5 protein-coding genes are annotated in these 3,295 nt (G+C 39.9%); 1 reads left to right on the top strand and 4 read right to left on the bottom strand.

The window, feature by feature from the left end; translation table 11 throughout:
* Nucleotides 1–16 precede the first annotated feature (16 nt).
* The 4 genes from RH88_RS01035 to RH88_RS01020 form a co-directional block, all read right to left on the bottom strand.
* Complete coding sequence (locus tag RH88_RS01035) at nt 17–262, bottom strand: hypothetical protein (RefSeq protein WP_005592843.1); 246 nt, start codon at nt 260–262, stop codon at nt 17–19.
* Nucleotides 263–328: 66 nt separating this feature from the next.
* Nucleotides 329–682, bottom strand: a complete 354-nt coding sequence (locus tag RH88_RS01030; RefSeq protein ID WP_005592841.1) for a hypothetical protein — start codon at nt 680–682, stop codon at nt 329–331.
* Entirely contained in the window at nt 679–960 is a 282-nt protein-coding gene (locus RH88_RS01025; protein ID WP_005592839.1) for a single-stranded DNA-binding protein, read from the bottom strand. The genes RH88_RS01030 and RH88_RS01025 overlap by 4 nt, the downstream gene beginning before the upstream one ends.
* Before the next feature lie 12 nt (nt 961–972).
* Complete coding sequence (locus tag RH88_RS01020; protein WP_241212150.1) at nt 973–2,115, bottom strand: phage/plasmid replication protein, II/X family; 1,143 nt, start codon at nt 2,113–2,115, stop codon at nt 973–975.
* A gap of 120 nt (nt 2,116–2,235) precedes the next feature.
* On the opposite strand from RH88_RS01020, the gene RH88_RS01015 reads away from it, so the two are divergent.
* The gene (locus RH88_RS01015) at nt 2,236–2,625 is read left to right on the top strand and encodes a helix-turn-helix transcriptional regulator (protein WP_005592837.1); all 390 of its coding nucleotides are present in this window, start codon (nt 2,236–2,238) and stop codon (nt 2,623–2,625) included.
* Nucleotides 2,626–3,295: the final 670 nt, after the last annotated feature.

Below are 3,295 nucleotides of genomic sequence, written 5' to 3'. Positions count from 1 at the left end.
AATGTGCTGACTTTTTTTAAGCTGTTTGTGCTTGGGTTTCAAGATTAGATACGTTGTCCGCCAGTTCCTCTGCTTTGAGCTCTGGATATAGACGCATGAAACTTAAGTTACTTTGTAGTTCTTCGATTCTTTCAAGCATTAAAAATGTCACTTTATCGGCTATCTCTTCAGTAAAAGCGCCTGAATTTAAATACAAAGCGATGTTGTGTAGTTCGTTTACGCTATCCGAAACGTCAAGTAATGTGTATTCTCTGATGGTCATAATCAACTGCCTTCTAGTTAGTTTTGATAAAAGCCCGTAGCTGTCCTACCAGTTACGGGCTTTACTTTAATGTTTAATATTATCTGCTCTAAATGGATTATCAGAATCCAACATAAAACGTTCCCTAAAAGTATCAGCACCAATAACAATGATCTGATTCCCAAGGTCAAAAGAAGCGACGATAATTGCTTTGTGCTCAATTTCCAAACGAATTAATGCTTTATAAGCTCTTGTAAAACGGTTAAAACGCATTGCGACCTCAGGCATTGGACACCATTTTCGACTGATAACAAGACCATTGTCTTTGTAGACCAGCAAAAAGTCATCTTGCTCAGGGTTATGAATTAACCAGCCATGAAAAGATGCATTGCTGGGTAATCCCGCTTCGATTCTGATTTGTTCAGGAGTTGGAGCTTTCATAGTGCAGGCTCCAAAGGTTCAATAAGCTGACCAAAACGCTTTAGCTCCAAAGAACCGAAATTATTAATAGTGAAGCTAGAGCTATGAACTGTATAAATTCCAGCGACATAAGGGTCTTGTCCTTTATCTAATGATAGCTTCATTAAAGTAGGAAATTTTCCACCTAAATACGCATAAGCGTTTTGTTCATAAATCTCACGACCTGGCTTATCATCTTTAGCTTTAATTTGGCGCGTATTTATCTTCACATCATCTTCAAAAACTTCAATTTTCAACATGTTATAGACCTCTTAGGCAATGGCTTTAAATGGCATAATATTAGATTGAGCAACAATAGGATGCTGATACCAAGAAGGCACAGCTAGCGGTCTGACATCAATGATTTCAGATCGCCTAAGTGTTGGACACATTCGCGAAACATCAAAAATCTGGCCAATATCAATACCTATTTTTTTTAGTCGGGTTTTATGCTCAAAATACTGACTACGGTTCAATACTTCTCTCAAATCAGTACCGCTCTGCCATAACGTAAAATAGTTCATTGTTGTATTGGCTTTTCTAACGGTGTCTACCGCGCCAGCTTGTAATAATTGTTGAGCGATGGAAATGTGCTCATCGTGACTGATTTGTATGGTCTTCATAGCGTTCTCGATATCGTTCAAATGTGTGTAAAAATCATGTTCGCTAACCAAGCCGTAGAATTGTAAATTGTGTCGTTTCAAAAGAAGCTGATGTAATTTGTGTTCTTGTCTAACTACGCCTTGGTCTTCGCAATAACTAATTAATTTTTCTATGTACTCTAACTGTTCTTGTGTGACGCCATCTTTTTTGCGCTTGTCTTTTTTTAAGTGCTCCTTAATCTCATATGCTTTCGCGTAAAGAACATCAATCCTCCAATGGGAACCGTAGCCCCAGCCACATGATTGACCATTGGGGAAAAGATGAGGTTTACGACCTTTTCCTATTTGCATAGAAGCCATACCACGAATAAAACTAGCTTCCTTCCCCTTGCCTACTGAAAAATTTTGAGTCCAATCAATAGCGGTAATTTCTGCACCATCACCGACAAGACTTGAAGATGATTTATCGGGAGTTTGACGATGATGCAACCGAGTGTTTTTAGTAAATGGAGGTAAATCATATTTAGCAAGAATGTGGTTATAAATAGCGACACATTCATCAATTGTATTTAAGCCAAACAAGTTATCCATTCTTTGCCAACGAGAAGGATTTCCTTCAACACGCACCTTGAAACCATCACACCGGATATTTAGCTTTGAACTAAATGATCCTTCTAGTCTCTTTTGATTAACAGAAGGAGGCAATGCCTCTCCGGACTCCAAATCTAACCGCTCAATAACATGCGTCCCAATGAGAGGAAGCCCCCCATCAGGATGAATTTGCTGCATGAAAAGTCGGTCAATGAAGTACAAGTTAAAACCCTGTCAAGTACGTTTTTTTATAACATACACCACATCAAAACGTATCTCAACACTGAAGTATAAAAAACGGGTGTTATACTAACAACAAAACGTACCTACAGGGGCTTATAGATGTTGAAAGATGTAATTAAATCCGCTCGATTAGAATGTGGATTTACCCAAGAAGAAATAGCAAAACGGGTAAAAGTGGCGAAGCAGACATACTTAAAATGGGAAAATGGAGAAACGGAACCTAAAGCGGCACAGATATTATTATTAGCAGAAAACCTAAATATAACAGCGAATGAAATATGTTCAGGGATTCGATACCAAAGAGTAGAACTCGAAGATTTCATAGTGCGATCTGCAATGGCCAACATACCAAGTGAGCTAATGACCATGTACACATGGAAAATGATTCCAGACCACGAAAAATTCTTTAATAGTATTAAAAATCTAAAAGAAGATGATTATTACGGAGCTATTGCAGAAGTGGGTGAAATTGAGAAAACGCTTTGGTAGAAAGTCCGGAATTCCGGACTAAGTTGGGGTGTAACAGTACTACCCCAACTAAAACGAAGTTTAACGTGATGAAGGTCACGTTGAAAATAATGCAAAATCTAGAGAGCGAACACCGTGGCGCTCCGCTTTCTCCCCGCTCTTCGCTCTCTCTCTTAGATAAAGTAAATAATAAATTTCTAAATATCTTGGGGGCCTTTCCCCGACGAAACGGGGCCCCTTTCCCAAGTATTTAGAAATTATCCTCTTCCGCATCTCGCGCAATCGTCCTAGCCCGTCCTCACTTGCTCAATGCGTCATGCGTCTAGATTATTAGGGTTGCAGTGGCTTAACGCCCCACTGGTGTGAAAAGTCTCTGCGAGGGTTATCTTAGCAAGAAGGCAATGAGATTTTCCTAATGCGTCATCTAAGCAGGTTTTCGGGCGTTTGGGGACGTAATGCCAATTAACTGGAACGTGCGCCCTTTTCCCTACGGGGTATCTCCGTGACTCACTGCCGTTCGGGGCGATGCCCAATAGTGATCGAGAAAAGTTTGTCAAAAAAAATGACATACCAGCGTAACCAGTATGTCATCCATTCACTAATTCAATTCTTAGTGCGCATTACACGATTTATATTAAATGAGCCATCCGGCTGTGGTCAGTGCTGGCGCAATGGTACTGACCACCAAGCG

It is taken from the genome of Vibrio scophthalmi LMG 19158 (assembly GCF_000222585.1).
GTDB classification, from domain to species: Bacteria; Pseudomonadota; Gammaproteobacteria; order Enterobacterales; family Vibrionaceae; genus Vibrio; species Vibrio scophthalmi.
Note: the sequence above shows the minus strand (reverse complement) of the source record. Positions and strands in the feature narration are given on the sequence as shown.